The sequence below is a fragment of the Rhizobium laguerreae genome (genome assembly GCF_019778565.1).
Taxonomy (GTDB): domain Bacteria; phylum Pseudomonadota; class Alphaproteobacteria; order Rhizobiales; family Rhizobiaceae; genus Rhizobium; species Rhizobium laguerreae.
This window is the reverse complement of record NZ_JAAXQT010000003.1, coordinates 124,120-145,921: the sequence shown is the minus strand read 5'-3', so window position 1 is coordinate 145,921 and position 21,802 is coordinate 124,120. Positions and strand designations below refer to the sequence as shown.

The 21,802-nt window shown below is 60.4% G+C and carries 24 protein-coding genes; 12 read left to right on the top strand and 12 right to left on the bottom strand.

From position 1 onward, the window contains the following. Positions 1-1,098, bottom strand: coding sequence for an NADH:flavin oxidoreductase/NADH oxidase (locus HFO71_RS11235; RefSeq protein WP_221988168.1), 1,098 nt, complete (start codon positions 1,096-1,098; stop codon positions 1-3). A gap of 94 nt (positions 1,099-1,192) precedes the next feature. Then, complete coding sequence (locus HFO71_RS11230) at positions 1,193-1,993, bottom strand: SDR family NAD(P)-dependent oxidoreductase (protein WP_168283741.1); 801 nt, start codon at positions 1,991-1,993, stop codon at positions 1,193-1,195. Between the two features lie 89 nt (positions 1,994-2,082). Between HFO71_RS11230 and HFO71_RS11225 the strand changes: the two genes are divergently transcribed. Together HFO71_RS11225 and HFO71_RS11220 are read left to right on the top strand one after the other, a co-directional pair. Continuing rightward, on the top strand, positions 2,083-2,622 hold the full coding sequence (locus tag HFO71_RS11225) for a MarR family winged helix-turn-helix transcriptional regulator (protein ID WP_168283740.1): 540 nt from the start codon (positions 2,083-2,085) through the stop codon (positions 2,620-2,622). A 32-nt stretch (positions 2,623-2,654) separates the two neighbouring features. Further along, positions 2,655-2,843: a hypothetical protein gene (locus tag HFO71_RS11220; protein ID WP_131666466.1), complete on the top strand. Its 189-nt coding sequence runs from the start codon at positions 2,655-2,657 to the stop codon at positions 2,841-2,843. Between the two features lie 100 nt (positions 2,844-2,943). On the opposite strand, the gene HFO71_RS11215 is transcribed toward HFO71_RS11220, so the two are convergent. From HFO71_RS11215 to HFO71_RS11195, 5 genes are all read right to left on the bottom strand, one after another. After that, the gene (locus tag HFO71_RS11215; RefSeq protein ID WP_077975883.1) at positions 2,944-3,351 is read right to left on the bottom strand and encodes a helix-turn-helix domain-containing protein; all 408 of its coding nucleotides are present in this window, start codon (positions 3,349-3,351) and stop codon (positions 2,944-2,946) included. Positions 3,352-3,355: 4 nt separating this feature from the next. After that, positions 3,356-3,643 (bottom strand): type II toxin-antitoxin system HigB family toxin, encoded by a 288-nt coding sequence (locus tag HFO71_RS11210; protein ID WP_221988097.1) that lies wholly within the window; start codon positions 3,641-3,643, stop codon positions 3,356-3,358. Between the two features lie 109 nt (positions 3,644-3,752). After that, the gene (locus HFO71_RS11205; protein ID WP_077975881.1) at positions 3,753-4,226 is read right to left on the bottom strand and encodes a DUF6644 family protein; all 474 of its coding nucleotides are present in this window, start codon (positions 4,224-4,226) and stop codon (positions 3,753-3,755) included. A 22-nt stretch (positions 4,227-4,248) separates the two neighbouring features. After that, positions 4,249-4,635 carry a DUF6152 family protein gene (locus HFO71_RS11200; RefSeq protein ID WP_221988096.1) on the bottom strand — a complete coding sequence of 129 codons (387 nt, stop codon included), beginning with the start codon at positions 4,633-4,635 and terminating at the stop codon, positions 4,249-4,251. 131 nt (positions 4,636-4,766) lie between these two features. Beyond that, positions 4,767-5,642, bottom strand: coding sequence for a LysR family transcriptional regulator (locus tag HFO71_RS11195; RefSeq protein ID WP_276522904.1), 876 nt, complete (start codon positions 5,640-5,642; stop codon positions 4,767-4,769). Positions 5,643-5,761: 119 nt separating this feature from the next. Between HFO71_RS11195 and HFO71_RS11190 the strand changes: the two genes are divergently transcribed. Next, entirely contained in the window at positions 5,762-6,523 is a 762-nt protein-coding gene (locus HFO71_RS11190) for an SDR family NAD(P)-dependent oxidoreductase (RefSeq protein ID WP_131641528.1), read from the top strand. Between the two features lie 43 nt (positions 6,524-6,566). On the opposite strand, the gene HFO71_RS11185 is transcribed toward HFO71_RS11190, so the two are convergent. Next, a complete protein-coding gene (locus HFO71_RS11185) occupies positions 6,567-7,013 on the bottom strand; it encodes an RrF2 family transcriptional regulator (RefSeq protein WP_131641529.1) in 447 nt (148 codons plus the stop codon). Positions 7,014-7,433: 420 nt separating this feature from the next. On the opposite strand from HFO71_RS11185, the gene HFO71_RS11180 reads away from it, so the two are divergent. The 6 genes from HFO71_RS11180 (at position 7,434) to HFO71_RS11155 (ending at position 15,703) form a co-directional block, all read left to right on the top strand. Then, a complete protein-coding gene (locus HFO71_RS11180) occupies positions 7,434-8,192 on the top strand; it encodes a phosphoadenylyl-sulfate reductase (RefSeq protein WP_018068798.1) in 759 nt (252 codons plus the stop codon). Positions 8,193-8,305: 113 nt separating this feature from the next. Next, positions 8,306-9,259, top strand: coding sequence for a sulfate adenylyltransferase subunit CysD (gene cysD, locus HFO71_RS11175; RefSeq protein WP_025393709.1), 954 nt, complete (start codon positions 8,306-8,308; stop codon positions 9,257-9,259). A 1-nt stretch (position 9,260) separates the two neighbouring features. Next, entirely contained in the window at positions 9,261-10,757 is a 1,497-nt protein-coding gene (gene cysN, locus HFO71_RS11170; RefSeq protein WP_025393708.1) for a sulfate adenylyltransferase subunit CysN, read from the top strand. Positions 10,758-11,164: 407 nt separating this feature from the next. After that, positions 11,165-11,806, top strand: a complete 642-nt coding sequence (locus HFO71_RS11165) for a peroxiredoxin-like family protein (RefSeq protein WP_221988094.1) — start codon at positions 11,165-11,167, stop codon at positions 11,804-11,806. Positions 11,807-11,988: 182 nt separating this feature from the next. Then, the gene (locus HFO71_RS11160; protein WP_221988093.1) at positions 11,989-14,277 is read left to right on the top strand and encodes a PBP1A family penicillin-binding protein; all 2,289 of its coding nucleotides are present in this window, start codon (positions 11,989-11,991) and stop codon (positions 14,275-14,277) included. A gap of 472 nt (positions 14,278-14,749) precedes the next feature. Continuing rightward, the gene (locus HFO71_RS11155; RefSeq protein ID WP_221988092.1) at positions 14,750-15,703 is read left to right on the top strand and encodes an NmrA/HSCARG family protein; all 954 of its coding nucleotides are present in this window, start codon (positions 14,750-14,752) and stop codon (positions 15,701-15,703) included. Between the two features lie 53 nt (positions 15,704-15,756). On the opposite strand, the gene HFO71_RS11150 is transcribed toward HFO71_RS11155, so the two are convergent. Then, complete coding sequence (locus tag HFO71_RS11150) at positions 15,757-16,677, bottom strand: LysR family transcriptional regulator (RefSeq protein ID WP_221988090.1); 921 nt, start codon at positions 16,675-16,677, stop codon at positions 15,757-15,759. A 126-nt stretch (positions 16,678-16,803) separates the two neighbouring features. Beyond that, positions 16,804-17,793 carry a LacI family DNA-binding transcriptional regulator gene (locus HFO71_RS11145; RefSeq protein ID WP_221985105.1) on the bottom strand — a complete coding sequence of 330 codons (990 nt, stop codon included), beginning with the start codon at positions 17,791-17,793 and terminating at the stop codon, positions 16,804-16,806. Positions 17,794-18,390: 597 nt separating this feature from the next. Between HFO71_RS11145 and HFO71_RS11140 the strand changes: the two genes are divergently transcribed. Next, positions 18,391-19,896: a DegQ family serine endoprotease gene (locus tag HFO71_RS11140; protein ID WP_221985104.1), complete on the top strand. Its 1,506-nt coding sequence runs from the start codon at positions 18,391-18,393 to the stop codon at positions 19,894-19,896. A gap of 142 nt (positions 19,897-20,038) precedes the next feature. On the opposite strand, the gene HFO71_RS11135 is transcribed toward HFO71_RS11140, so the two are convergent. Next, positions 20,039-20,404, bottom strand: a complete 366-nt coding sequence (locus HFO71_RS11135; RefSeq protein ID WP_221988167.1) for a hypothetical protein — start codon at positions 20,402-20,404, stop codon at positions 20,039-20,041. 71 nt (positions 20,405-20,475) lie between these two features. After that, a complete protein-coding gene (locus tag HFO71_RS11130; RefSeq protein ID WP_131641539.1) occupies positions 20,476-20,880 on the bottom strand; it encodes a hypothetical protein in 405 nt (134 codons plus the stop codon). Positions 20,881-21,054: 174 nt separating this feature from the next. On the opposite strand from HFO71_RS11130, the gene HFO71_RS11125 reads away from it, so the two are divergent. After that, complete coding sequence (locus HFO71_RS11125; RefSeq protein ID WP_011650973.1) at positions 21,055-21,354, top strand: hypothetical protein; 300 nt, start codon at positions 21,055-21,057, stop codon at positions 21,352-21,354. A 140-nt stretch (positions 21,355-21,494) separates the two neighbouring features. Continuing rightward, positions 21,495-21,758 (top strand): DUF1488 family protein, encoded by a 264-nt coding sequence (locus HFO71_RS11120; RefSeq protein ID WP_012756525.1) that lies wholly within the window; start codon positions 21,495-21,497, stop codon positions 21,756-21,758. Positions 21,759-21,802 lie beyond the last annotated feature (44 nt).

Here is a 21,802-nt window from a genome sequence, read left to right as displayed (position 1 = left end):
TCAGGCAGTGCGGTAGGATGCGAGCCAATGTGCGTAAGGGGCAGGCAATGTCCAGGACGGACGCTCGACACCGAGCTTGCGCGCGGCTTCGTAGGGCCAATGCGGATTGGCGAGCATCGCCTTGCCGATCATAACCAGGTCAAGCTGCCCGCTTCGGATAAGTTCGTCCGCTTGCTCCGGCTGAGTGATGTTCCAACTTGCGGCACCGGGGAGGCCAGTGGCCTTGCGGACTTGATCGGCGTAAGGCGCGATGAACCCTGGACCCCAGGGAATATTGGCGGCCGGAGTTGAGAAGCCGAGGCTGACGTCGATGAAGTCGAGGCCGGCCTCCTTGAATTTTCCGACTAGATCGATCGCGTCCCGCAGGGTTTCCTGGTCGCGACCGTCAAACTCGATGACGCCGAAGCGAGCCGTGAGCGGACGATCCTCGGGCCAGACTTCACGAACGGCCGCCAGCGTCTCGAGGAGAAAGCGTCCACGGTTATCGGCGCTGCCGCCATATTCGTCGTCGTGCTGGTTCGAATGCGGCGAGAAGAAGCTCTGGCCGAGATACCCGTGAGCAAAATGCAGCACGAGCCAGCGGAATCCGATGTCGCGCGCGCGGATCGCTGCAGCGACAAAATCGCCACGGACGCGATCTATGTCGGCCTTCGTCATGGCGCGCGGCACCTTGGCCAAGCCGCCGCCGAACGCGATGGCGGACGGTGCGATGGTTTCCCAGCCGCGCGGATCGCTATCGGCAATATGATCGTCGCCTTCCCAAGGGCGGTTTGCACTGGCCTTGCGGCCGGCGTGGCCGATCTGGATCCCTGCGACCGCGCCCGCCTTTTCGATGCCGGCGACAATCGGCCCAAATGCCTCGGCCTGGACATCATTCCAAAGACCGGTACAGCCCGGCGTGATACGCCCCTCCGGAGAGACAGCCGTGGCTTCGACGTTGATGAGGCCAGCGCCACCGCGCGCCAAGCTTGTGAGATGGGCGGCGTGCCAGTCGTTCGGAACGCCATCAATCGCGGAATATTGGCACATGGGAGATACCGCGATGCGGTTTCGGAGGATGACGCCTTTCAGCGTGAATTGGTCGAACAAGCTGGGCAATGGAATTTCCTTAAAATGAATATCAATCAACCGCACGGATCTGCCGACGCCGCTGGCGTAGGGGTTAATCCGTGCGCTCGATCGTTCGGGGCGTCTAGACGGCGCGGTAACGGGGCGCAGGTTCACCGGTCTGCGTCGCGGCGAACAGTGTGGATCGGGCTTGGTCGAACTTGTCCCACAGACTGGCGTCGGCAACGGATGGCAGCGTGATATCTTCGCCCTTGTCGAAACCGGCCAGGGCGGCGTCGACCAGGTTTTCGGACGTCATGACGGTCGCCTGATTGAGCGACGCCAGCGGTACGCCCGACAAATCCCAGAGTTCGGTCGCCGTGGCCGCCGGCATGACGAGTTGCAGGCGGACATTGGTCTCAGCCAGCTCCTGCTGCAGACCGCGGCTGAAGTTCATCACATAGCCCTTGGTGCCGCTGTAGATCGCGCTGATCGGCAGGGCATGAAAGGACAAGACCGAAGCGACGTTGATGATTGCGCCGTGGTTGCGGCTGAGGAATGCAGGCAGAACGGCGTGTGTCAGCCGCGTGAGCGCAGTGATGTTGAGTGCGATCATCGCGGCCGCGTCTTCCTCAGCGGTCTTTGCGACCGGAGCCAAGGTCGAGTTGCCGGCGTTGTTGACGAGGAGCGTGATCGCTGAATTTTCCTTCAGCACCTTTTCAACGCGGGTGACGTCGGCGTCTTTCGTCAGGTCGGCTTCCACGACCTCGACTTTCGTGCCGTGGGTAGCGCCGAGCTTGTCCGAGAGCGCCTTCAGACGATCGGCCCGCCGGGCGACGAGGATGAGATCATAGCCCCTTTCGGCGAGGCGCGCGGCGTAGATGGCGCCGATGCCAGCGGAGGCGCCGGTGACGAGGGCAACGGGCTTGGGCGATGATGCAGACATGTCAAAATCCTATTTGGTTGAGTACTCAAGTTTACGTATGGTCGCGATGTCCTCTTGTCAATGGATGAGCCCTCAACTATTTCACTGGGATGGGCAAGAAACTTTCGATTGGCGATCCAGGGGAGGAGTTGCGCGCGGGCAGGCTGAGCCCGCCGGAACTCCTGGCCGAACTCGTGTGCACAAACACCGCCCTCCGGCGCGCGTCACGGCGGTTGGGGCAGATCTATGATGACGCGGTGGCGCCAACCGGCCTGAAGGCCACTCAAGTCGGACTTCTGACCCAGATAGCAGCGTTGCACGAAGGCGGCCATGGATGGCCAACTTTGCTATTGCTCGCCGAGCGCCTTGCCGTCAGCATTTCTGCTTTGACCCACGCCCTTCGCCCGCTCGTCCGGGACGGACTGGTCGAGCTCATGCCTGACGAACATGATGGCCGGACGAAGCACGCAATGCTGACGACGCCTGGCGAGCAACGCCTGCACGAGGCATTGGCCCTGTGGGCCGATGCCAATCAGCGCGTTGAGGTGGTGCTCGGTCCTTCCGCGGCTGCGCTGCGCGCGCTGGCCGATGACGTCGCCTCTCCGGAGTTCCTGGAAGCTTACGAAGCTCGTCGCATGCTGCGAGGCTGACGGTGGGATGGTCGCGGCAGAGGATTCGGGCGATGAATTCGAACAGCATGTTGAAACCGCCGTGCCGCTCGAGCCCGCGGAGGGAGCGCGTCGCCGACAGCTCGATCTTCCCGCACGTCACCTTCGGCAACCTGAACGGACCATCGATCATGACCGGAGGGAAGGCGGCCGACCATATCCTCGGCAAACAGCCGCTGGCGCGCTCGAACCAGGAACCGTGAGTCAATCCGCGCGCGGCCGTCAGCGACCGCTGAAGCGTAGAGACCTATTGGGCAGCACTGCCACCGACCGGTCGTCGCTGGTCGTCGGGAATGTCTATCGTCAGAGCGATAGAAATACGGATGCCGGTATCAGAAATCGCTCACTCAGCGCGCGGGCTTGTCGAACATTGATTTGTCGCTTCCCGCTCAAAATCTCAGACACGACGGACTGAGCGCCCACTTCCGGCAGCTCGGACTGGCCAAGGCTGCGCTCCTCCATGACATAACGGAGTGCATCGGCGCCAGTCACCGGAGGCATTGGGCGGTTTTGCTCGTCATAGGCCTCAACAAGGTCCGCCATACGAGACGCAAGCAACGCCAAAGGATGATCCTCATCGTCGCCCACTTCAGCGAGAATCTCGTCAAGTTGCTTCACGAGATGATCATACTCAGCTTCGTTGGCCGGCATGGCAAGAAGAGGAGCCACATGCGTCCAGTGCTCGCTTACCAGTTTTACAAGTGCGCTCATCGGCCTAACCCTTCCATGCTCCTTTGTCGTACTCGGCATGATCCATAATCCGCTGAATATAGACCTTCCTAAATTTGTAGTGCACCATCGCGATCAAGCGCAGCTTGTTGCCGCCAATGTCGAACACGTGATGCTGCCCGACTTTGTCCGTTGCCGGAAACAGTGATTTCATGTCGGCGAAGTCTGTCGGCTCCGACGACTTCATCAGTCGATACCAAGTATCCAGGGCATTGGCTGTTTGAGGCCATCGGTCTTTCGCCTCCCAGATTTTTTTCTGCGTGACGATATGCATAAATCCGGAATCGCGTATCGCATTTTGCTATAGCTGCAATCTAGCGCAACTATCTGATTATAGCAAGTTGCTATGGATGAGATCGAAGACCGGCAAGCGGGTCTTTGCCTTAGAGAAATCCGATCCACCGTCCGGCGATCACAGCGGCGATCCAGATCGCGGCCGACAGGGTGGCGGAGAAGCGCAGGCCGGGCCGGACGATGCCTGTCGATACCGCCGTTTTCCAGCCTCGCCCGAAATGAACGATCGACAGGTTGAGAAGGCCGATGGCGATCAGGCAAAGCTTGGCAAGGAAGGCGGGATTGGCGGCATATTCCACCGCCCGGACGCTGAAGAGGCAAAAGCCGGTGACAACGGCCGCGGCAAGGCCGACGGCGGCGGCGCGTGATAGAAACGGCGCGACGATCTCAACCGGCACCTTGCGGAAGAAGCCGGCGAGCCTCAGATCGAGCGGCAGGATGGCGCCGATGAGAAGGCCGATCGCCAGGATATGGGCGGCGTTGACCAACATGTAGAGCGTTCCGGAGCGCCGGAGCGCGAGCGCAGGCATGGTAGCCGACAGCCATTCGAGCGTGTCCATCACGACAGGTCAGTTCGCCCAGAGGTCAGTTCGTCTTGATGCGGTCGGGATAGATATCGTAGCGCTTCTCTCCGATAGTGAGACGCACCGCCTTCATTCGCTTCTCCTTTGGATCCTGCGAACGGTTTCCAAAGGCCACCACCTGGTCGCCGGGCTTGGCCACGCCTTCGACGAAGCCGGAGCGTTCCGTCTGGCGCGGATTGCCGAGCTCGATAAGCCAGACGCCGTCATCGGCGGTGGCGACATCAAGCGTCGGATGCGGTCCGCCCATGGAGATCTTCTCGATGGTGCCGCGCAGTTCGATCTGATCCGCCTCAGCCCAGGACCAGCCGTGATGAGCGGCCGCCCCTGTCGCGAGGGCCGCCGAGAATATGGCCGCAGCCACGATCCGCTGTGCTGAAATTCCAAACATGACATTCTCCCTACCAGCATGGTCAGGCAGGTGGAGCATCCCGACTGGAAGAAAAGGGATTTCACCAAATCTTGAAGTCAAGAGCGTCTCTGCCTGCAAATGATTTCAGGTCAATCGGCGGGACGATATACCTAGTCCTCAGGTTCCCTGCCGAATTCTGCAATGGCAAAGGCGATGATGCTGCGCAAGCGCGGGGTCATGCGTCGATCACGGTGGTAGATGAGCGACATGGGCCGTTCACGCAGTTTCCAATCCGGGAAGAGCCGGACGAGAAGGCCAGCCTGTATATCCGACGTCAGGAGAATGGCTGGCTGCATGATGACACCCAGCCCAGCCCGAGCAGCCATGCGGACAGCCTGACCGCTGTTGACGGTGATTGCCGTTTTAGGGACGACTTCGACCTCATCCTTGCCTTTCGACAGCTTCCATGGCGACCGTGCTGCCGGGGTAAAGCCGATGGTTTCGTGGCCGGAAAGTTCGCTTGGATGGCCGGGATTCCCTTGACGCTCGAGGTAATCGGGTGAAGCACAAATCATCATTCGATAGGGAGCGAGATGACGCGCGATGAGGCGGCTATCGGGCAACTCTCCAATGCGGATAGCAATGTCGAAACCTTCTTCGACGATATCGACGTTGCGATCCGTCAAGGTGATATCCAGCGTCACGTCAGGGGCAAGCTCCCGATAATGATGCAAAGCCGGCATTAAAACCTCTGCCCCAAAAGTCGTCGGCGCCGTGATCCTCAATAGCCCGCGCGGTTTCGTCTGTGATGCCTCTGCGTCCTGATCCGCAATTGCTACGCGCTCCAGGATGTCCCTGCACTGCTCGACATAGCTCATGCCGAAATCCGTCAAGCTCTGGCGACGCGTGGTTCTGTTCAGAAGGCGCGTACCGAGCCGCTCCTCCAGTGCGGCCACATGTTGCCCGACCATCGCCGGCGATATGCCGAGCTTTACCGATGCTGCGCTCATCGAGCCTTCCTGCACCGTCGTGACAAACACCTGCATGGAGCGAAAAAGACCCATTCGATAATTCTGCTTTCAAATGAATACGCAATTTCTCCAATTATCGTGAAATGCCGCTGGAATTACAACGGCCATGACGCAATTCATTCAAGGAGCAAGACATGACGCAAACCCGATTCATCGGCAAAACGGTCCTCATTACAGGTGCTGGAACGGGTATGGGGCGGGCCGCTGCCCTTCGCCTGGTGGCCGAAGGTGCACAGGTAGCCCTTGTCGGCCGCCGCCTGGATCCAATCCGTCAACTGCTGTCGGAGATCGAGGTATCGGGCGGTGCGGCAATCGCGATTGCTTGCGATATTGCAGACAATGAAGCCGTCGCGGCGACTGTCGAGAAGACGATCGAACGCTTCGGACGCCTGGACGCCGTCTTTGCCAATGCAGGGGTTCTTGGCGAATTCAAGCCACTGGTAGTGACCGATGCGGATGATTTCGACGCGCTGATCGCCACCAACCTTCGAGGCACCTTCTTCACGCTCAAGCACTGCCTGCCCTTTCTGAAGGGAGGCAGCATTCTCATCAACGCCTCGTGGACGGCAGGCGGCGTGATGCCGGGTGCGGGAGCCTACGCAAGCACGAAGGGGGCCTTGCTTGCCATGATGCGGACCTTCGCGGTGGAGCAAGGTCCTCGAAACATCCGGATCAATGCCATCAATCCCGGCATCATTCTGACTCCGATGGCAGATGATGTTATCGATCCGGCTTTTGCCGCACGCCTCGCCGCACACACGCCTCTTGGGCGAAACGGGACATCGGAGGATGTTGCGGGAACCGTCGCCTGGCTGCTTTCCGAAGACGCCAACTTCGTCACCGGGCAAGAGATCACCGTTGATGGCGGCTATACGATAGGAGGTCTGCGGCCGTAGGGTCGATACAACCGTCGTTCATTCCTGACGTAATGCTAAAAGCTCAAGCCAGCAGCCGGGTGACTTCGGCGTTGTGCTTTGGGGCGACGGCGTCGGCGATAGTGGTGGAGAACAGCACCTTGCGGGTGGCGTCTGCGACCTTGGCGAAGATATGGCGGATCTGGCAGTTCTGTTCGCCGTCGCAATCGTCGCACCGGCGGTAGGCGGTGATCGACAGGCACGGAAGCGGCGCGATCGGGCCGTCGATGATGCGCAGGATCTCGCCGAAGGTGATGGCGTGGGCCGGCTTCAGCAGGAGATAACCGCCCTGCTTACCGCGACGGCTGACGACGATGCCGTGATGCTTGAGGTCGAGCAGGATCTGTTCGAGGAACTTCTTCGGGATCTTCTGCTGCGCCGCGATATCGGAAATCATCACCGGTTCGTCGGCATCGGCATCAGCCAAGACCGTGAGCGCCCGCAGCGCATATTTCGCCTTTTGCGTAATCATTTTTGACCATCGACACACACAGACGGCACGAATCTTCGCACCGCTACAGAAGTTCTTTTGTCTCTATGGCACAACCAGCATGAACGGAATTTGAACGCGCCGGAGAAAGCCTTGAGAGACAAGCGTTTTGGCCTTGTTTTTCGCCCTCGGCCAAGCGCGCTTAATTTATGCCAAAACCGCGCCTTCTGCACCATTTTCGGCATCACTTCAGATTTCGGATTGACAGGCTGCGTGTAACTCTACTATTTCTATAGACATTCGAGCTGCCGATGTGGATTTTCATCCGCAGGCGGCTGCTTTTCTGCATCGCGGCAGCTTCGGAGAGATATTTGCTCCTCCGCCCGCAGCTTTCGAAATCCCTTTTTCTGTCCGATCCATGCGTGAACTGCGATACTCACGTCAACAAAGGACAGGATTCTCATGACTGCTATCAATACGATTGCGGAAGAAGGGCCGATTGCGGAAGCCGAGGCGCTGAACGACAGACTGGCAGGTCTCGACCTTGCCGGACGTCTGTCGCTGGTCTCCGGCCTTGGCGGCCGCGTGGTGTTCACGACGTCACTCGGCATCGAGGACCAGGTGATCACCGCCGAGATCGGCACGCACCGCCTGCCGATCGATATCGCGACGCTGCAGACCGGCCGGTTGTTTGCCGAGACGCTGTCGCTGATCGACGAGACCGAAAGCCAGTACGACATCCATATCCATCGCTTCGAGCCAGAAAAGGCCGATATCGATGCCTATGCGGCGCAATACGGCCTCAACGGTTTCTACGAGAGCGTCGAAGCCCGGCATGCCTGTTGCGGCGTGCGCAAGCTGAAGCCGCTTGCACGTGCCCTCGAAGGTGCTGCGATCTGGGTCACCGGCCTGCGCCGCGGCCAATCGGCCAACCGCGCCGAAACGCCCTTTGCCGAATACGACGCCGAACGTCACCTCTTGAAGGTCAATCCGCTCGCCGATTGGGACCTGGAGGCGATCAAAGCCTTCGTTTCCGCAAATGGCGTGCCAGTCAATCCGCTGCACGCCCGCGGTTATCCCTCGATCGGCTGCGAACCCTGCACGCGGGCGATCAAGCCCGGCGAGCCGGAACGCGCCGGCCGCTGGTGGTGGGAGCAGGACGAGACGCGCGAATGCGGCCTGCATGTCGCCGAAGAGGCCGCAGCGATCGCCGCACAATAATCACCCCACGGCTTTCCCAATCAGGGCGCGGCGACCGCCGCAGCCTTGGGGACGCCAACGCCAAGGAATTGCTTTGCGGGCACCCGCAAAGGATCGACAGTCTGGAGTAACACATGCCCGATAGCCGTCCGGATACGGAACTCAGCAATCCGCAGAGCGCCAAGGCGCCGCTCGACCCGCATCTGAAAGCGCTGGAAAACGAATCCATCCACATCTTCCGCGAGGTTGCGGCCGAATTCGAGCGTCCCGTCATGCTCTATTCGATCGGTAAGGACTCCTCGGTGCTGCTGCATCTGGCGCGCAAGGCCTTCTATCCCGGCCGCGTGCCCTTCCCGCTGCTGCATGTGAACACCGGCTGGAAATTTTCCGAGATGATCGCCTTCCGCAACGCGACCGCGAAGAAGTACGATCTCGATCTGATCGAACACATCAATCCGCGCGGCAAGGCCGAAAACATCACGCCGTTCACGCATGGATCGGCCGCCTTCACCGACATCATGAAGACCGAGGGGCTCCGCCAGGCGCTCGATGCCGGCCAGTTCGACGCCGCTTTCGGCGGCGCGCGGCGCGACGAGGAAGCCAGCCGCGCCAAGGAGCGGATCTATTCCTTCCGCACGCCCGATCATCGCTGGGATCCGCGCAACCAGCGGCCGGAACTCTGGAACGTCTATAACGGCATGATCCGCAAGGGCGAGAGCGTGCGCGCCTTCCCGCTGTCGAACTGGACCGAAGTCGATATCTGGCGCTACATCCAAGCCGAGGACATTCCGCTGGTGCCGCTCTATTACGCCAAGAAGCGGCCGTTCGTGGAGCGCGACGGCATGATGATCCTGGCTGAAGATCCGCGCCTGGAACTGCTGCCCGGCGAAGTCCGCCAGGAAGGCATGATCCGCTTCCGCACCCTCGGCGACTTCCCGCTGACCGGCGCCATCCGCTCACAGGCCACCACCCTCGAAGAGGTGATTGCCGAACTCGAAATTGCAACGGTGTCCGAACGCCAGGGCCGCGCCATCGACCGCGACCAGTCCGGCTCCATGGAAAAGAAGAAGCGTGAAGGATATTTCTGAGATGACCGCAGCCCAAACCGCCGTCTCGGCCGCAACCGTCGTCAACCTGCCCGCCGCCGAGCCGCTCAAGGCCCTGCGCGATACCAGGCCGCTGCGGCTCATCACCTGCGGCAGCGTCGATGACGGCAAGTCGACCCTGATCGGCCGCCTGCTCTGGGACACCAAGGCAGTCAAGGAAGACCAGGCCGCCACGCTGCAGCGCGATTCCACCGGCAAGCAGAACGACCTCGGCCTGCCCGACTTCGCGCTGCTGCTCGACGGCCTGCAGGCCGAGCGCGAACAGGGCATCACCATCGATGTCGCCTATCGCTATTTCTCGACCGACAAGCGCTCCTTCATCGTCGCCGACACGCCCGGTCATGAGCAATATACCCGCAACATGGCGACCGGCGCCTCAACCGCCGATCTCGCAATCCTGCTCGTCGATGCGCGCCTCGGCATTCTGGAACAGACGCGCCGTCACGCCACGATCGCCTCGCTGCTCGGGATCAAGCAGTTCGTGCTTGCCGTCAACAAGATCGATCTGACGGGCTACGACCGCGCCGGCTTCGACAAGATCACGCATGAATTCAAGGAATTTGCGCTGTCGCTCGGCGTCAAGCAGATCACCGCCATTCCAATGTCGGCGCTGAAGGGCGAAAACGTCGTCTATTCCGGCCAGGCCGCCATGCCCTGGTATACCGGCCCGTCGCTGGTGGAGACGCTGGAACTTGCCACCGTGCGCTCGTCGCAGACGGTCGGCTTCCGCCTTTCCGTCCAGCGCGTCTCGCGTCCGGGCGAAAGCTTCCGCGGCTATCAGGGCACGGTTGCCGGCGGCTCGGTCAAGCCGGGCGACAGCGTCATGATCCTGCCGTCGGGCATGGTCGCCAACGTCTCCAAGATCGTCACCTTCGATCTCGTCCGCAACGCCGCCGTTGCCGGCGACGCGATCACCCTGGTGCTCGACCGCCAGGTGGATGTGGCGCGCGGCGACATGATCGTCTCGATCGACGCCCAGCCGCAGGTCGGCCTTGCCTTCGACGCGCAGATCGTTGCCTTGCAGCCCGAGGGTATCGAGCCCGGCAAACGCTACTGGCTGAAGAGCGGCAGCCGCCGCCAACGAGTCCAGGTGCAGCCGCTCAGCCAGCTGGAACTGAAGACCGGCACCTGGAATGCGGCGCAACGGCTTTACATGAACGCCATCGGCAAAGTCCGGCTCGTCTTCGACGAAGCGGCGATCTTCGACCCCTATGAGCAGAACCGGCTTTCCGGCTCCTTCATCCTGATCGATCCGGAGACCAACAACACGGTCGCCGGCGGCATGGTGACCGGCAAGCGTACCGAGCTCGGCGGCCTGCACAATGGCGAAGCCCGCGTCATCCTCTCGCTCCCGGCCGATCTTGCCGAACAGATCATGGCAAGCGAACTCTTCGCCAGCCGCAGCCATGAGGCCGAGGTACGGCGCATGACGGCCGCCGAAGCGGCCGACCTCTGGTCGAGCGCTGCAAGCGATATCTGACAAGGGACAGGGGCCAGCAAGACTGGCCCCTCACCAAAGAACCGATCAGAACTGAGACTTCAAGATAGGGCTTCGTGCCCGCTTCCGGCCGAATCTTGCCGCTCAATGCTGTTTCACTTCCGCTATGCAGCCCAACGCTGCTTCAACGCAAAATGGCAGGTCCCCCAGCTCGATTTTCCGTGTCGGCCTCTACGGCCGCAAAAAATCAGAGTTCGCAAAAAAACGGACTTTTTCGATTAACGATTCGCTGTTTTCCGCTTGCCCGCGGGCCAATGTGGGGCCATTCTTAGATCGGATCCTGGCGGTGCGGTAAAACGAGAGCTCAGGCCTTGCAGCACTCAATCTCGACCTAGAAGCATCTGACGTGGCGCCTTTTCTCGACTGATCCCCGAGCGAGGAGGTTGTCCATGTCCACGCGCTCTGTCGACCATCCGCTACAACCGGGCGACCGGGTCCCGAACGTCGTGCTTGATGCGATCTCGCGCGAGGGGAAGATCGCACTTGATGATTTTCGTGGCCGCAGTCCATTGTTGATCGGTTTGTTTCGAGGCCTGCATTGTCCGTTCTGCCGGCGCCATGTCGCGGCCATGGCATATCTCAACCCGGTGCTGCGTGAGAAAGGCGTCCAATCCCTGGCGGTGGTAAACACCCCGGTCGAACGCGCGCGGCTCTATTTCCGTTACCATCCGATACCCGATCTTCTTGCTGCTTCCGACCCGGTACGGGCTTCGCACCAAGCCTTCGGCTTACGCGAGGTCGGGATCGACACGGCCATGGCGATACGGATCGATCTTCCGGGCGAGTTGCCCGAGCCTATGGGCGTGATGGCAATGGACGATTTTCTCAACAAGAAGGAAGGATATCAGATGACGGAAGCCGATCAGCAGATGATGACTGCCGACCACGGGCAGCTTGTCGGTCAGTTCCTAATCGACCGGGAGGGAATCGTACGCTGGAGCTTCACTGAAGTTCTGGAGGCTGGGCTCCAGACATTCCAGGCACCGAATTCCGAGGAATTGATGTCGGTCGCTTCCCGAGTCGTGCATTGACAAAGAAAGCCTCGCTCGACGCCCAGCCAAAAGTCGGCCTTGCCCTCGGCCTGCAGACCGTTGCCTTGCGCCCGAGGGCATCGAGCCCGGAAACTCCTTGGAACCGTGCGGCCTTTGCGGTGGAACACTCCGCATCACCCAGCTATAAAGGTCATTATGCGTTGGCTTTTTTGCGGTAATCGATGCCCGATTCTCCCGAATCCTCAGATGAAAGCGTTAGCAGCTCGAACTCGGGTCGCAATCAGACACCAAATTCGCCAGCGAAAGTGGCCGCCTCGGATTTACCAGGAAACAACATCCAAGCCGACGACCCGCAACCTCCCCACGGATCCTTCGGCCAAACTCGACGGGCCGCCAGGACTCTATTCCGCGCGCTGCGCCAAGATTTGCAGGCAAGTTCTGTTTTGGCAAAGATCAAGACGGCCGCCTTGACTTGGAGCATTAAGCTGAGGTCGACGCGACCCGGGATCGCGTCAGCTCCCCACAAGTGGATGACGAGTGCTTTGGTCAAAGTGGGGCGCGGTCAGCGTTCAAACCCGCGTGAAAGTCGACGAAGCGCTCCGTTCTTTGCGGGCTGGCGGAAGTTCGCCATCGGGTTCGCCCTGCTTGTCTGCCTCCTTATAGGAAGCGTACTGGTGTGGGCACTGAAAGACGTGCCCTGGAGCGAAATCCGGGATGGAACGTTAAAGCCGGTCGTCGTGCTGGAAACCGCCGACGGCGCGCCGTTGGTAAGACTGGGACCTTATCAAGGGCCATATGCGCGATACGACCAGTTTCCGCCCCATCTGATCGATGCCGTCCTTTCGATCGAGGATCGCCGGTTCATGGATCATTTCGGCGTCGACCCCAGGGGCATCGGGAGAGCGCTTCTGCGGAACTTGGAGGCTGGCTCGGTGGTGGAGGGTGGCAGCACGATCACCCAGCAACTCATCAAGCTGCAATACCTCGACAGCGACCGAACCATAAAACGAAAGATACAGGAGGTCGTCATCGCCTTCTGGCTGGAGTGGAAGCTCGGCAAAGCGGAAATCCTGACGCGCTATCTCAATAGCGTTTATCTTGGCGCGGGCGCTACCGGGATGCCTGCCGCCGCGCGCATCTATTTCAACAAGGACATCGGCGCACTCAACCTGCCGGAGTCGGCGATGCTGGCGGGGTTGCTGCGGGCGCCGAGCCAATGGAATCCCATCGACAATTTCGAAGGTGCCCGGCAGCGCACCTTGGTCGTTCTCGACGCGATGGCAGCCAATGGCAAAATCACCGAGCCACAGGCGGCGGAAGCCAAGACGAGCTTTGCCAGGCTGCAACCCACGACGCCCACGCCGCGCTCCGGAAGCTGGTTTGCCGACTGGATCTCACCGCAAGCAAGCGAAATCGCCGGCTCCTCGCCAGGTTCGACGACGGTGCGCACCACGCTGGTGCCGCGGTTGCAGCAGATCGCCGAAAGGGTCGTGAAAAGAACCCTGGACAGTGAAGGAAAGACAGTCGGAGCATCGCAGGCCGCCTTGGTTGCGATGACGCCCGACGGCGCGGTCGTTGCGATGGTTGGCGGGCGCGACTACAAGGCAAGCCAGTTCAACCGCGCCGTCACTGCGATGCGCCAGCCGGGTTCCACCTTCAAGCTATTCGTCTATTACGCGGCATTGAAGGCTGGGCTCACCTTGTCTGACCAGGTTCCGGACGTGCCAATTGACATCGATGGCTGGTCGCCAGAAAATTCCGGTGGCAATTATCGCGGCTGGGTAACGCTTGCCGAGGCGTTCGCGCGATCGCTCAATGCCGCGTCAGTGGCGCTTGCCGAAGAGGTAGGGCTGGACAATGTGATAGCCGCAGCGCGTGAACTCGGCATCGATGCGCCACTGGCAAACACGCCATCTTTGGCGCTTGGCACATCAGAAGTAAATCTGCTTAACCTCACCAGCGCCTATGCGTCCGTCCAACTCGGCAGAGCACCCGTCAGGCCCTGGGGCATCATCGACTTCCAGGCGGCAGGGCAGCCCAAGACGTTTCGAGTTGGCTCACAAGCAAAACCGAATGTCGATCTTTCGCCCTACCAGTCCGACCTCCTCGGCCTGCTGCAGTTGGTGGTCGAGCGCGGCACTGGACGTGGGGCAGATCCCGGCACGTTTGCGGCCGGTAAGACCGGCACGAGCCAGAACAATCGCGATGCCTGGTTCGTCGGATTCACGGACGCGCTCGTCGTCGGTGTCTGGGTCGGCAATGATGATGACGCGCCGATGAAGGGGGTGACGGGCGGCGACCTGCCAGCGCATATCTGGCGGGACTTCATGCGTGAGGCAACGACCGAACCGACGCTGAACGGAGTGCGATCGACCGAAGCAGTAGTCGATGGCCAAGGCGCACCGCAATCCTGTAATATCACCGCCTGTTCGCGCAGTTACCGCTCATTTCGGCCGTCCGATTGTACTTATCAGCCCTATTCCGGCGGCCGACGGCTTTGTGAAAAGTGATGCGATTTGTCAGAGATCGAGTACCGGTCATCCTTGCCTCACGCCCATTTCGCAGATCGGCGCCGAATATCGTTTGGCCGATGTGCGAAGGCGCACGAATAGATGAAATCCGGACGTTCCTTGATTGGTCAGAGGCAGGGTGAACTTTGCAATGTAGCTCTCAGCTTTAGTCCATCAGAGCCGCCATTGGCGAAGAGATGTCTGAGCCAACGCCGGCACCTGAGAAATGGTTTCAAGAACGACACTTGCGCCGTCGCGAGGGATGGCGAACCGATTGCATCCGGGCCGGGCTGGTGTCCATTTATCTGAAAAATGGCATTATGTTATGTATTTCGGAGATCTACAGCCATAGAACCTGTTGCGATAGGGTGCCCGCCATCGAGTGGGCCCTCGGCACAGGCCGACCGCTCTCCCGCAAAATAACGCCTGGCACCGCAGTCGGCGTCAATGACAGGGAAAGGTTTAAAGCTCTATGTCTGCAGATGAAAAGCCACTGATCGCGATTGCCGGCGCAACGAGCAAACAGGGGCGCAGCGTCGCAGCGGCACTCGTTCAGAGCCAACGGTTCCGGGTGCGGGCTCTCACCCGGAAAAAGGATTCGCCTGAAGCTTTACGCCTCGAGAAACTCGGCGCTGAGATCGTCACCGTTCCTCTCGAACTTGGTCTTCAGAAGGATTTTGTTGCTGCATTCAATGGCGCGAACGGCGCTTTTTTGATGACACCGCCGATCGCCCCGCCGGAGACAATCGAGGCTCCGCTCGGCCGGCAACTGGCGGATGCCGCCGTGGAGGCCGGCGTCGGGCATATTGTTTTCAGCACGCTGGAGAATGTCGACAAGATCACCGGCGGGACGAAGTATGCGCCGCATTTCACCGACAAGGCGCGCGTTGCCGACCATATTCGCGGCCTGCCTATTTCTCATTCCTTCGTCATGCTGGCGTTCTTCTACACCAATCTTCTCGAATATTATGTGCCGCGCATGGAGGGCGATACGCTCCTTCTGCCGGTTTATCTTCCTGAAGATTTCCGAGCGCCTTTTGTCGATCCGCTGACGGCGACCGGGCCGGTCGTGCTCGAAATTTTCTCAAACCCCGAGCGCTACAACGGCAAAACGCTGCCGATCGTCGGGGATATCATTTCTCCGCGGGAGATGGTCGAAACCTTTCAGCGTGTGACCGGGCTCAAGGCCGAGTATCGAAACGCTTTCACCAGGGATGGCCTGTTGCGCTATTTTCCAGAGTTTGCCGCCAACGAACTTCTCGTTCGAGAGATTCTCGGGATGGTCGAATATGCTGTCGAGTATGGATATTTCGGCAAGGAGCATGACCTCGAATGGAGCCGTGGCGTGCACCCCGACACGCTCAACTGGGAGCAGTATCTGCGGAAGACGGGGTGGCGTGGCGATAAACAATCTTTTGGATTCTAAAGCGCGTCGCGATCTTTCGAACCGCTGCACAGTTTTGCGCGACGAGCTTTAAATCACGATGGCCGGATTCCCGGCAATTTGGAAACCTCGGCGACAAGAAAGTCGACCAGAAGCCGAACGCGGGCAATGGCGGCACGCTCTGGAACGATCAGCAAACTCACCGGAACCGGTGCGGGACGATAGTCGCCAAGCAAGACCTCGAGCTGCCCGTCGTCCAGAAGATCGTGAACCAACCAGAGGTGTGCGGGACCAATGCCGCGTCCGGCGGCAAGGGCTCTGCGCGCCGCAAGCCCGTGATCGACACGCAGCTTGCCGCTCACCGGGATCATCAGGCTTGTGCCATCGGGAGAGGAAAGAACAAGCTGATCGCTGCCTGCCACATTGGACATTATGACGGTTTCGTAGCGTGACAAATCGGCGGGGCACTCCGGCCGTCCGTGGGCGGACAAATAGGCCGGAGCGCCCACCAACAGCCGATGGCTTTCTCCGAGCGCATGAAGTCTCATCGCACTGTCGGCGAGAGGCCCAAGACGGAGTGCGACATCGACGCCTTCGCGAACCAGGTCGATCCGCTCGTCCGTCAGGTTGAGGTCGACCCGGATGTTCGGATGCTTGTCCTGGAAATCAAAGATCAGGCGCGTGATGTGCATCACACCGAGCGCTGCCGTACAGGAAAGCCGAACAGCGCCCGCGGGGGCCTGACGGGCATTTCTGGCTTCTTCAGCAGCCTGTTCGACCAGGCGCAATATCTGCAGGCAGTTGGTATAATAGCGGCTGCCCTCGTCGGTGAGGGTGACGCGACGCGTGGTTCGGCTGAGAAGCGGTACGCCGACAGCCTCCTCAAGCTCATTGAGGTGCCGTGTCACTGTGGATTGACCGACACCCAACTCTCTGGCGACCATCGACAGATTGCCGCGTTCGGCGACGCGAATAAAGGTGCGCATTCTGTCGAGAGACAGCCCTGCACTATCCATTTTTCAGCACAGTGATCGTCATTCATTCCATATAGGCAATAAACTGGAACGTGCCTAGTTCGAGCATACGACAGGCCGGTCCAATTTCATTCGGCAGATCATGCCAGCCTACCGCGTCGCGCCGCGCTAGCGCGTCGAGCCGCGCGGGATGATGGAGAATCCGCAATCGACCTTGTCTTCGCCGGGCGACTCGTCGCGGACGGCGCGCAGCAGCATGTCGGCGACGCGGTAGCCGATATCGTAGCGTGGTATGTGGACCGTCGTCAGCGAAGGCTCGGTGAAGGCCGAGAATTCCAGATCGTTGAAGCCGCAGATGCCGAAGTCCTCCGGCACGCGGATGCCGCGCACGCCGCATTCGATGAGCACACCGAGCGCCAGTTCGTCGTTCTGGGCAAAGACGGCATCGACATCAGGCACGCGCTGCAACAGGCGGGTCAACAATTCCCTTCCGAGACCGGTGGTGCCTGCCGCATCCGCGCCGATGGCAAGTTCGGGATCGAAACGGCCGGCTTCGCGCATCGCGGCTTCATAGCCCTCCCTGCGGCGGCGCGAGCGAAGATCCGTGCTGCCGCCGATGAAGGCGATCCTCTCATAGCCCCTCGACAGCAGGAAACGGGTGGGTTCGGCGCCTGCCGCATGATGATCAAGGCCGACGACCAGCCTTTCCGGCTCCTGGCTGAGATCGGTGATATGGGCGATCGGACAGGCGGCGTTCTCGATCAGCGGCAGAAGACCATCATAGGATTCGGCACCGGCAATGATGACGCCGGCCGGCTTCTGCATCAGGAAGGATTTCAGCTGGCCGGCCTCCCGATCCGCATGGTGGAGCGTGTTGGAATATTGCACACCGAATTCGGTGGCGCGCAATCGATCCTCGATGCCGATCATCAGGCCTGCAAAGGCGGGCCGGTGCAAAGCGGGCGTGATGACGCCGACGGTGCCGTTGTGGCGGCCGGCCAGCGCCCGGGCGGCAAGATTGGGGATATACCCCATCTCGTCTACCGTGCGCAGAATAACCTCGCGCAAATCCTCCGAGACGATTTCAGGATTGCGAAGCGCGCGCGAAATGGTGATGGGGCTGACCCCAACCTTTTTCGCCACATCGCTCAACTTCACATGCGCGCCGCGCCTGGCCTTCCGCCCCCGCTCCACTGTCGTCCTCACCGCCCCATTGTATGTCGCCCGCGAGACTCGCTAGCTCTCGATTCGCGATCTTTACTTTCTGAAGAAGAAATAATTTAGAGTCTACTAACATTTTATATTCGCAACAGGATCCGAGACTACAATTTCCGGAAACAGCAGCAGGATCGTCTTTCGGCAAATTACGGGCGCATGCGGCAATCGGATCACTGCCTTCGGGAATAAGTCCATTTATTTTCGAATGAAAACATCGCGAAGGACGCGAAACGAGGCAAGACCAGGCCGGAATTTCTGAAGCGGGGCAGTCGGCCGGAACACATCGGGAGTGAAGATTAAATTCCAGTCATATCTTACAAATCGGCAATATAAACATGATCAAACTTTAATTTGTAGTGGGATCATATGAATCCCGAGCGCCAATTCTTCTCTTCCCCCGGCCACCGCCCTCGACGACTGCGTGTTCCCAGGAGGAATTGGCGCCAAACGCCATCCGACGCCAGGTCCCAGGACATGGAACCACGACGCCATCCAAGCCAACGCTCTCGCAAGGGACCCGCCCAAGGGATCACCACCATGTCACACATCCTCCGCAACCATCGCACCACAGCCCTTGTCGGGGCCGCCATCATCGCCGGCGCAGCCTGCCTGCCCTTCGCCATCAACGCCTCCAATGCCGTTGCAGCGCCCTTTGATACCGGCGGCATTCTCGCGCCGAGCGGCTCCTTCGCGTCCATCGTCGATGCCGACAAGCCTGCCGTCGTCACCATCACCACGACAATGAAGGCGACCGATGTCAGCGCCGGAGAGCAGGAGTCGCCGATGGACGAGCAGTTCCGCCAGTTCTTCGAGGATCAGGGCATCCCGCTGCCGCGCCAGGCACCGCAAAAGCGGCCTTCGCAGCAGGCGATGGCGCTCGGCTCCGGCTTCATCATCAGCCCCGACGGGGTTATCGTCACCAACAACCATGTCATCGACAATGCCGTCGACATCAAGGTGACGCTGGATGACGGCACCGAGCTGCCGGCCAAGCTGATCGGCACCGATCCGAAATCCGATGTCGCCGTGTTGAAGATAGAGGCGGGCAAGCCGCTGCAGACCATCGCCTGGGGCGATTCCGACAGGCTGAAGCTCGGCGACCAGATTCTGGCGATCGGCAACCCCTTCGGCATCGGCACCACGGTGACGGCAGGCATCGTCTCGGCACGCGGCCGCGACCTGCATAGCGGGCCCTATGACGATTTCATCCAGATCGACGCGCCGATCAACCATGGCAATTCCGGCGGTCCGCTGGTCGACCGCAACGGCAATGTCGTCGGCATCAACACCGCCATCTATTCGCCGAACGGCGGCAGCGTCGGTGTCGGTTTCGCCATTCCCTCCGACGAGGCCAAGGCGATCGTCGCCAAGCTGCAGAAGGACGGCTCGATCGATCACGGCTATCTCGGCGTGCAGATCCAGCCGGTCACCAAGGATGTCGCCGATGCCGTCGGTCTCGATAAGACCGGCGGGGCGCTGGTTGCCGCCGTCACCGCCGATACGCCAGCCGCGCATGCCGGCCTGAAGCCCGGCGATATCGTCACCTCCGTCGGGGGCGAGAGCGTCAAGACGCCGAAGGACCTGTCGCGGCTGGTCGCCGACCTTTCGCCGGGCGCCAAAAAATCCCTCAGCGTCTGGCGCGACGGCAAGACGATCGATCTCAACGTCACCGTCGGCACCAATGAGGAAGGCCAGAAGCAGGCAGCGGCCGAAAGCCCGGACACCCAAGGCCAGAGCACCGGCCAGCCGAGCCTCGGCATCGGCCTTGCCGATCTGACGCCCGACGTGCGCCAAGAGCTCAACCTGCCGCGCTCGATCAGCGGTGCTGTGGTCGCCAAGGTCGCCCCGGACAAGTCGGCGGCTGCCGCCGGTATCCAGTCGGGCGACGTCATAGTCTCGGTGAATGACAGACCGGTCCACAATGCCCGCGACGTCAAGACCGCGATTGCAGACGCCGGCAAGGCCGGCCGCAGCTCGGTGCTGCTGCTCGTCGAACGCGACGGCAACAAGACCTTCGTCGCCGTGCCGTTTGGGGCGGCATGACGGTAGTCTGAGCTGTTGCTGCAAACAGGAAAAGCCTGCCTGACGCGGGCTTTTCGATGGACCGGAGCGGAGAGACCTTGAAGCCAAGCACCGCTCAGGCGGCAAAAATCTACAGGGCGCCGTCCGCCCCTCTATCTGCTGCTCAGGGATATTTCAGCTTCGTCCGCTTTGCACGCCTACGAAATTTGCCTGTTTGGCGGTTTGCCTCTTGCTGCTTTACCGCATCGGAGTGGCTGCGTTGCGCCGCCTCCAATTGCTGCTGCGTCGGGAGATCATGGTCGTAGGTGGAAGCACTGAATGCCGTCGCGTTATCGAACGGACCTTTGTGTGGACGCGCCAGACCATAGGCGGCGTTATCGATCCCCTCCTCCGCTGACGACAACCGCGCTTGACGCGCCTGCGCTATGAGATCGTCTGCAGTCGGGCTTAAGGTTACGATTTTCCGCAAGAAGGCGATGATCTTGCTTTTCCTGGCCCTGTCCTTTTGAACTGCGTGAATCCCAGACATGTCTTCTTCCTTGTTCGTCATGTCATCGCGACGATCGATCGGGGGGTGCCGGCGACATCGTAGCAGGACGTTCACGGGATCTCGGACAATCGTTCAGGCAGCCTGGTTTTGGGAAAGCGGTAGGCTGGCGGCCGCAGCGGTGCGTCCGCACGCCCGGACGCCGTATACCGCGCGATCCGATAGGCTTTCGCCGGGGCGCCGCCGTCATCCTGCCATCGGGCAAAGGAGGCGTCTTCCATTGCCTGCGGCAGCGGGCCTGATTTCAACTGTGTCGCGAGATACATTTTCAGCGCCGATTTCAACGCGGCCTCATCGACGATCCCCATCTGGAAGCAATCAATGAGGAAACTTGTGGCGGTGATCTCACCCTCATCGGCCGCGTGGGTTTCGCCGCCGCGAAAGCCGGCCTTTCGCAGAATACGATCGAGCATTCTCAAATTGTCGACACCGAAAAACTGATCTGACGTGGAAGACATGACGTCCTCCTTCGTTGGGGCTAGGGTTCAGTGGCGCGCCCCAAGCAGCGGTGCCCGTATCGTGCCCGCCGATAAATTAGCTTGCGCTTATTGCCGGCTGACCGCAACCTCATTCGCGGCGGCCATTGATAATGGCGTGGCGGAACCCATTTTAGCTATAGGAGGATTCGCATCATGCAGTTCAACGATGAAGCGACCCTCACAAAGCCGTCGGCACTGCCGGTGGAAAGGCGTGCGCTGGTCGATCACCTCAGAGAGGCGATCGCGCGCCTGACGCACGGGCTGGCAGCCGCCGGATTGGTGGAATTCGTGCCGCCTCTGCTGGAGATCAACAAAGTTCTCCGCGATATGACGGACGAAATTTCCCGTGCGGATTCGCTCTATTCCGATGAGGTTATCACGGGTACGATGCGCTTGATCAAGACATCGGAAGCCTTGCTTGAAAACCGGGTTATCGTGCAGACCATCCACTGAGATCTGCCGACGCCCCAACATGCAGGCAGGCTGATCGCTGGACATCCGGCGTCAAGCTACTCGCTCCCTCGTGCATCCATCATCACAACCGGTGCCCGAGTTCCGCAGATCGGCCGCGCCCACTTCCAAGGAAAACCGCAATGGCACTTATTTTCCCCAACAGAAGCCGCAGCTTCGACGAAGCGAGAAAAGGCGTCCGCTTCACCGGCTATGACGGCATGTTCGAAGTCCGGTTTCTGGTCGAAGAAGCAGCCCTCGGCAGCGCGATCACCCAGAACTCCTCCGAGGCCGCCTATCTCAATGCCTTTGATGCGGCGCGCTCTGCCATTCAGGAGGCCGCATCGAGAGCCTATCAGCATCGACGCGGAAACAACTTCACGCTCACGGCTGCAGATTTTCGCTGATCGCTGGAAGGCATGCGGCCGGTGAACTGAAATGGCCACCATCC

Bases quoted from the DNA above. Each gene is read 5' to 3' on its own strand.
- HFO71_RS11165 (WP_221988094.1), top strand. From the start codon at position 11,165: ATGTCCACGCGCTCTGTCGACCATCCGCTACAACCGGGCGACCGGGTC.
- HFO71_RS11185 (WP_131641529.1), bottom strand. From the start codon at position 7,013: ATGATTACGCAAAAGGCGAAATATGCGCTGCGGGCGCTCACGGTCTTG.
- HFO71_RS11210 (WP_221988097.1), bottom strand. From the start codon at position 3,643: ATGCATATCGTCACGCAGAAAAAAATCTGGGAGGCGAAAGACCGATGG.
- HFO71_RS11140 (WP_221985104.1), top strand. From the start codon at position 18,391: ATGTCACACATCCTCCGCAACCATCGCACCACAGCCCTTGTCGGGGCC.
- HFO71_RS11190 (WP_131641528.1), top strand. From the start codon at position 5,762: ATGACGCAAACCCGATTCATCGGCAAAACGGTCCTCATTACAGGTGCT.
- HFO71_RS11195 (WP_276522904.1), bottom strand. From the start codon at position 5,642: ATGCAGGTGTTTGTCACGACGGTGCAGGAAGGCTCGATGAGCGCAGCA.
- HFO71_RS11180 (WP_018068798.1), top strand. From the start codon at position 7,434: ATGACTGCTATCAATACGATTGCGGAAGAAGGGCCGATTGCGGAAGCC.
- HFO71_RS11215 (WP_077975883.1), bottom strand. From the start codon at position 3,351: ATGAGCGCACTTGTAAAACTGGTAAGCGAGCACTGGACGCATGTGGCT.
- cysN (WP_025393708.1), top strand. From the start codon at position 9,261: ATGACCGCAGCCCAAACCGCCGTCTCGGCCGCAACCGTCGTCAACCTG.
- cysD (WP_025393709.1), top strand. From the start codon at position 8,306: ATGCCCGATAGCCGTCCGGATACGGAACTCAGCAATCCGCAGAGCGCC.
- HFO71_RS11225 (WP_168283740.1), top strand. From the start codon at position 2,083: ATGGGCAAGAAACTTTCGATTGGCGATCCAGGGGAGGAGTTGCGCGCG.
- HFO71_RS11150 (WP_221988090.1), bottom strand. From the start codon at position 16,677: ATGGATAGTGCAGGGCTGTCTCTCGACAGAATGCGCACCTTTATTCGC.
- HFO71_RS11155 (WP_221988092.1), top strand. From the start codon at position 14,750: ATGTCTGCAGATGAAAAGCCACTGATCGCGATTGCCGGCGCAACGAGC.
- HFO71_RS11135 (WP_221988167.1), bottom strand. From the start codon at position 20,404: ATGTCTGGGATTCACGCAGTTCAAAAGGACAGGGCCAGGAAAAGCAAG.
- HFO71_RS11160 (WP_221988093.1), top strand. From the start codon at position 11,989: ATGCCCGATTCTCCCGAATCCTCAGATGAAAGCGTTAGCAGCTCGAAC.
- HFO71_RS11200 (WP_221988096.1), bottom strand. From the start codon at position 4,635: ATGTTTGGAATTTCAGCACAGCGGATCGTGGCTGCGGCCATATTCTCG.
- HFO71_RS11230 (WP_168283741.1), bottom strand. From the start codon at position 1,993: ATGTCTGCATCATCGCCCAAGCCCGTTGCCCTCGTCACCGGCGCCTCC.
- HFO71_RS11120 (WP_012756525.1), top strand. From the start codon at position 21,495: ATGGCACTTATTTTCCCCAACAGAAGCCGCAGCTTCGACGAAGCGAGA.
- HFO71_RS11130 (WP_131641539.1), bottom strand. From the start codon at position 20,880: ATGTCTTCCACGTCAGATCAGTTTTTCGGTGTCGACAATTTGAGAATG.
- HFO71_RS11220 (WP_131666466.1), top strand. From the start codon at position 2,655: ATGAATTCGAACAGCATGTTGAAACCGCCGTGCCGCTCGAGCCCGCGG.
- HFO71_RS11125 (WP_011650973.1), top strand. From the start codon at position 21,055: ATGCAGTTCAACGATGAAGCGACCCTCACAAAGCCGTCGGCACTGCCG.